The 5,776-nt window shown below is 57.8% G+C and carries 8 protein-coding genes and 1 tRNA gene; all 9 read right to left on the bottom strand.

Going from position 1 to position 5,776, the window contains the following annotated elements; genetic code table 11:
• The coding region (locus tag ELY13_RS14605; protein ID WP_164549847.1) for a recombinase family protein at positions 1–357 on the bottom strand (357 nt) is incomplete at its 3' end.
• Between the two features lie 95 nt (positions 358–452).
• On the bottom strand, positions 453–902 hold the full coding sequence (locus ELY13_RS14600; protein WP_126174617.1) for a hypothetical protein: 450 nt from the start codon (positions 900–902) through the stop codon (positions 453–455).
• Between the two features lie 31 nt (positions 903–933).
• A complete protein-coding gene (locus ELY13_RS14595) occupies positions 934–1,503 on the bottom strand; it encodes a hypothetical protein (protein WP_126174616.1) in 570 nt (189 codons plus the stop codon).
• A 169-nt stretch (positions 1,504–1,672) separates the two neighbouring features.
• A tRNA-OTHER gene (locus tag ELY13_RS15125) sits at positions 1,673–1,779 on the bottom strand.
• 7 nt (positions 1,780–1,786) lie between these two features.
• A complete protein-coding gene (locus ELY13_RS14590; protein WP_126174615.1) occupies positions 1,787–2,284 on the bottom strand; it encodes a helix-turn-helix domain-containing protein in 498 nt (165 codons plus the stop codon).
• An 896-nt stretch (positions 2,285–3,180) separates the two neighbouring features.
• Complete coding sequence (locus ELY13_RS14585) at positions 3,181–3,813, bottom strand: rolling circle replication-associated protein (RefSeq protein ID WP_126174614.1); 633 nt, start codon at positions 3,811–3,813, stop codon at positions 3,181–3,183.
• Positions 3,814–4,066: 253 nt separating this feature from the next.
• Complete coding sequence (locus ELY13_RS14580) at positions 4,067–5,026, bottom strand: replication protein RepA (protein WP_164549846.1); 960 nt, start codon at positions 5,024–5,026, stop codon at positions 4,067–4,069.
• Positions 5,023–5,352: a Rap1a/Tai family immunity protein gene (locus tag ELY13_RS15760; protein ID WP_420897437.1), complete on the bottom strand. Its 330-nt coding sequence runs from the start codon at positions 5,350–5,352 to the stop codon at positions 5,023–5,025. The genes ELY13_RS14580 and ELY13_RS15760 overlap by 4 nt, the downstream gene beginning before the upstream one ends.
• A 20-nt stretch (positions 5,353–5,372) precedes the next feature.
• A partial coding sequence (locus tag ELY13_RS14575) for a recombinase family protein (RefSeq protein ID WP_164549845.1) occupies positions 5,373–5,776 on the bottom strand: 404 nt, incomplete at its 5' end.

The following is a 5,776-nucleotide window of genomic DNA, read 5'->3' as shown; positions in this document are numbered from 1 at the left end:
GAATGCCGCCATGATGTGCAGGGTAAGACGGTTTGCGGTCGGTAGGTCCACCGCCAAGAACTCGACCTTGGAGTCCATGAGATTGGCAATGAAGGCGACGTTGCGGGCAAGACGGTCCAGCTTGGCGATAACCAACGTGGCCTTGTGCTTCCGACAGGCTGCCAGCGCCGCGGCGAGCTCCGGGCGGTTGTCATCGCGCTTGCCGCTCTCGATCTCCACGAACTCGTCTAGGAGCTGCCAGTTACCCCCATTCAAGTAACAGGTTACGGCCTCGCGTTGCGCTTCCAGGCCCAGCCCTGAACGGCCCTGCCGGTCGGTGCTTACTCGGTAATAGGCGATGAATTTCCCGTCGGCCATGATCGGTCCTTTATGGCGTCCATAAATTGCCTATCCGAACGTTTAGCTATTTTCAGTTCTGGAAAGCAAGGCAGATCGGGGGGCGACAGCTTCAGCTAAAAATCGAACTCCTCATCCGTTAGAGGCTGAGCAGCTTCATCTACTGCTTTCTTTGCCGCCAACAGCGCTTCGATCCAAGCTGTGACGGACCGGTCAAGACTGTCGGTGTTGAAGGGGCAAAGGGTAGTTGATCCGTCGGCATGTCTCTCCATCACTTCGATTACCGGTTCTTGTTCCTCAGGGAAAAGCCATGGAGTGCTTTCTGCGGGGAGAAGTTTAGTCAAGATGGAAGCGGCTAACCAAGCAGCATTGAGGGTTTCAAACTCAAGATCTAGGTACGTCCATTCGTCTGTACTAGCTCCAACACCATTGAGAGATATACCGAAATCTTGTGACTGGTTTGTGGGATGTCTTGTCAGCCGCCTCAGGCTGAACGGTTTTTCTTCGGGCGGAAGCGGCTTTCTCTCATCAGGAATGCCAAATCTTCTTCTGAAGTCTCGGACCATCAAAAACTCCCAGGACATTGCATCATCTTAGTCATCGTTCGATCAGTCTCCGCCACCATGAACGCCGCGCACTGGCTAATTTGGTTTCCAGCCGCTCAATTTCCGCCGCTGCCCATTCAAGGCTTCCCCGTCCATCATCTATCCTGGCCTCCAGATCGGCCCGCTCTATCTGCAGGCGCTCCACTTCCCGCGATAGCATGGCCGCCCGCGTTTTGGCCTCCCCAAGCTCGGTTGCCGTCTGTCGATGCGCGTCTTTTTCGTCCCCCATCTGCTCAGTCAGGTGTGCGATATGGGCGCTCGCATCACGGAGCGTCTGGACCATATCCAGCATTAGGGGATCGGTGGCGCGTTCGGGCTGTTGTTCACCCCCCTGCCGTTCACCCTTGGGGCGTTTGGGGGCGTCCCCTCCGACGCGTTCGGGAACGTTCAAGTCCGCTAATGGAAGCTCGACTAGCACGCGGTCGCTGGGGTGATTGCCGGGGATGATGCGCCAGCGCCCTCTCTTGGCCGCCCTCTTGGCTTTCATGCGTGCAGCGTCGGCGGATATGCCCAGCCGCTCGGCAAGCTCCCGATAGCCTAGTTGTATCGTTTCCCCGTCCATAACGCCCCCCTCCGACGCGTTCGGGCATTATGCAAGCGATCGGGGCGAACGGATAGGCGAACGTTTCGGGGCGTAGGCTGGACGCGTTCCCCGTTCAATTTCAGCCTACTTAAGCTTGACCGAACGCATAAGGGACTGGGTTTCTCTCATCCCATGGGTGAAGTGATGTTGGAGCGCCGGCAGGACTTGAACCTGCACCCTCCCGGCCGTAAGTCGGCGGTGCCAACCGTTCCGACCCCGTAGAAACCGGGAACTCTATCCATTAAGCTACGGCGCAAACCCGTTATTCGGAATCCTCTTCATCCTGATCGTGGACAAGCTGCAATCGCGGTGCACCACGGCGGTTCTGCTTGTTCCGCTCCCGCTCTTTCTTTTCATGCAGCTCTTGGATCTTCTCCTCTGCAAACGGCATGACAGCTTCGATCAAACCATCAAAGTGATAGATGTTTGTTTTGCTGCCTTGTGGCGTTCGCCGTTCTTCCCGGCGAATGTAACCAGCAGCTTCTAGAGAAGCGATATGCTTCTGGATCGTGCGGGGATGCACCTGCATGGCTTTTGCCATTGTGCCTTTGGAAGGAAAGGGCTTCCCTTCTGCCGTCCACCACTTGCTCGCCAGATACAGGATAATGTTCATATCGAGCGGGCTGAGATCCAGCTGCCTCTGGTTTTCGATAATAACGCTCGGAAGGGCTGTCCAACCTGCGTCCATCAACGCCTTGGACCACTTCCTCTCATTTGTTTTCAGGCTTTCGGAGGCCTTAGTTTTCGATGTAGTGCCCATGGCGTGTCTCGCTTTCGAACCCGAAAATGGGGCGAAGAGTGCCCGCTTGCAAGTTTTACCGGGAGGTCGAAGATTCCGGGGGAGGGAGACTACATGGCCTCCCGAGCGGGAGCCATGAGCGGCTCGGAGGAGGGAGCACCCAGAGGCCTACAAAGTAGGTATCCGCTCTCATGCACATCCCTCATCCAGGCATACCCGTGATGCAATAACCGAGTAGCCGGAGAGCGGGAGCCCCCACGACCTCCCCGGCTCCTGAAAATCAAGTCATAGAGCGGTGGGCTAAGCTTCCGAAGGCTTTGGCTGGAACCCTCAATAGATGAACCAACCGAAGGGCGAGAGGAATAGGAGCACGACCGGCACGAAAGCCCTATCTGCACCGATGCCGTAACCATCTTGTTGCCCTCATTTGTGTAGATTACCCACGAGTGCTCTCGCTTCGATAGCCCAGATCAGGGGGCAGCTGGACGCGTTCCCGCGCGCGCGCACGCGCGATGCTCGGAAAATTCCCGCTCTCGCGCGTAAAGGCTATCAGAAACCCTGCCTTTCCGCGCCGCGTGGTTTGATGTAGCTGAAGGCATAATGCGATATGCCTCTAGATTGCGATATTAAGCCCATACAGAGCCTGTATCACCTTTGGTGGGGGGGGAATGGCGTTCTGTGCGGTTTAGCGCCCTGCGCTGTCCTTGCGGGCAAAAACTCGCACTATTTTACTGCCGGCGCATCAGGCCGAAGTTAGGTGGACGAATGGCCCATTTGGCTGGCGTGTTCCCGCTGAGGCCGATCGGTCCCAGTATGAGATCAGCTAAGGATTAGCCTCCCCTCCTCGCCTGTTTCCAGCTGTTATATCAGGCAGGTGCGTGCCCCAAGTCCCCCTGGCAAGCCAGCCAAGGGGGGGCCTAGTGGTTTGGCTGATGGCTAGCACGGGCTTTGGCGTCGATATTCCTGCTAACACCTGCTTTCTTGCCATAGATGGGCTGGTCACTAGGCTTCCCGCAATCGTGCAGGTGGATGCGCCCGCCCGCTTGAAAGATCGGCCAATGCTTAGGGTGCAGGTCTTTTGACATGTACTGGAGCTTGCCTTTGGTAGCTTCCAGCGTCGGCATATCCTCACGGTGGATGACTTTGCCAATCTGCATGTTCAACCCTGCCTTACGAGCCCATCGGGGCCGAAGGTCGTGGAAACGCCTCGTTAGTGCCGGGGGAACGTGGATCAGGATATGTGCATGGATGCCATCACTATCGCCCCGACTTTCTAAGACCCAGATGTAGGCTGTCTTGCTGCCCTTTCGTTCAATCCACTGCCGCGCCGACTTCAAAAACGCCTGCAGACTTCCGCTTGCTCGGTTAACAGGATCGAACAGGTCGCCTCGATCAAAGTGGATGTCTAGCGTGAGGTTAGGACGAAGCTCTAGATGGTCTGCAAAGCCCAGAGCGGCCCAATTATTTTGGACCTGTTCTAGCGTGAGGTTCAGACGGGGAATGTGCTTCCAGTGCCGAGGGGAGGGGCGGGGGGCGGCCCTTTTACTCATATAGAGTGTTCCGGTTTCTCCCCTATCGGCAGGGGGAAGCCCATACCCTCAGCGTTCCTGCGGTTCTGCCGTGAACGTTTCTCGAACGCAGATGTCGAGTGTAGCATTTTTTGATGCTAGTGTCGCTTACGCGTTCCGACAAGCCTAGCCGCTACAGGAGAATCTATCGGAGAATCTATCGGTAGATGGGGGGGGGTGGAGTCCGAACCTTTGGGGGAGCGGAGTCCGAACCTGTGGGGGGGCGGAGTCCGAATTAGGCTTTGGGCTTGGAAGTCTTGGGTAGTTTGCGGATAGCGGCCCTTGTCCGCGGGATCGGGGGCGGGGATGCGTGCAACATTATGCCGCCCTCCACTTCCTCAACCTTGGCAGCGGAATAGGCTGCCAAGGTTTCCCGTAGGCGCTTGCGGAACTGCCGTTTGAAGTCCTTCCTGTCGCGATATTCAGTCCCGAACTGCTCTTGCAGAGCTGCCCAGCTAATCCGGCTTCCACCCCTGCGGACGCGATGCAGACGGTGGGCCAGCCACGTGTATAGGTCCAGTGCCAGCGCGGAATGAGACAGCTGGGCAAGTGCCCGATGCTCTAACGGAACCGCGGTTTCCCGAATGCTCTCAAAGAACTCTTGGGTCAGCTCAACCTCGGTAGGCCACAGGCTCGGCTGGTTGCCGCTGCTATCAATCCAGGCCTCGAATTGCCGGAAGGGCTTAGCGTCCAAGGTGATGGCAAAATCCCTGTCCTGCCCCCCGATATTCCGCGTTTCTACGCGGCCCAGCCGTAGGGTGCAGGCTGCCAGTGCGGTCATTTGCTGCCGCATTTGCCGATAGGCTTTGCCGCCGTTGTCCAGGCCCAACTCGGTCAAAAACGCGTTCACGCTGCTGCCTACGTCCACGGTGCGGCTATTCGTGCGGATTGCCTCGGTAGCGATATGGACGAGCGCCAGTCGGGGGCGGACACCATAGGGGAGCGGTAGGGGCTGCCATGACTTGCCGTCCCATGCCTTCCCGGCCTCGACCTGCAGCGAAACGTTACCGCTGGTGCGCTCGAACGTTCGGCCCTCAGTAGGGGAACGGGGCAAACCTACCTGGCACAGGACAGCGGGGAGATAGTCAGGATTCCCGGCCTTAACGGAACGATCAGCTTCCTTTGCCAGCGCCAGAACGTTCGGGGGCAACGCCTCGAAAAGCGTTCGGGGGTTGTTATCGCGGTCCTGGCTCAAGGCTTTTGTCCAGGCTGGCAGGGGAACGCCTCCGCCCATGACATGACAAGCAGCTCTGCTGGCTTCCAGTGCCCTTTGTCTGGGTTGTCCCGCATGAAGTTGATCCCAACCCTAAAGAGCTGCCCTCCGGTAACCCCCGATGGAAAGCACACGATAGGCTCAACGAGGGAGGTCATGGTCATTGCGCCATGCCATACCCCTACCGAGTAGATTACGCATTCGTCGCGCAGCTCATCGCCGCAATGGCTTAGGAATGTGTTCCCTGTTCCGAAGGTGTTTGCATCCTGTGAGATAGCTGGAGCTGGCAGAGTGAGGAGGAATGCCACCAAGCTGTAGGCAAACCGTTTCACGCGGCTTTTGCCAGATCAGGCGCGCGGAGCATGATGTTGCGAACGGTTGCGGCTGCCCATTCTCCCCCGCGTGCAGTTTTGACGCCACGCTCATTTAAAGCCTTGGCAATCGCGTTGTAGCTGGTCGCCCCGGCCCGCCTAATCTGTGCGATTACCGGCATGACATTGGCGGCGAACGCGTCGGCCTCGCGCTTGATAGCCGCGCCACCCTTCGCTTGTGCTTCGGCAAGATTGGTTCTGTTGCCCAGCTTTACCCCCTGCGCCTTACGGATCGCCAATGCGGCCTTCGTCCGGGCGGAAATCATCTCGCGTTCGTGTTCTGCGAATGCCGCCATGATGTGCAGGGTAAGACGGTTTGCGGTCGGTAGGTCCACCGCCAAGAACTCGACCTTGGAGTCCA

Source organism: Altericroceibacterium xinjiangense (genome assembly GCF_003958635.1).
Taxonomy (GTDB): domain Bacteria; phylum Pseudomonadota; class Alphaproteobacteria; order Sphingomonadales; family Sphingomonadaceae; genus Altericroceibacterium_A; species Altericroceibacterium_A xinjiangense.
The sequence above is the reverse complement of the archived record's forward strand: the minus strand, read 5'-3'. Positions and strand labels throughout refer to the sequence as shown.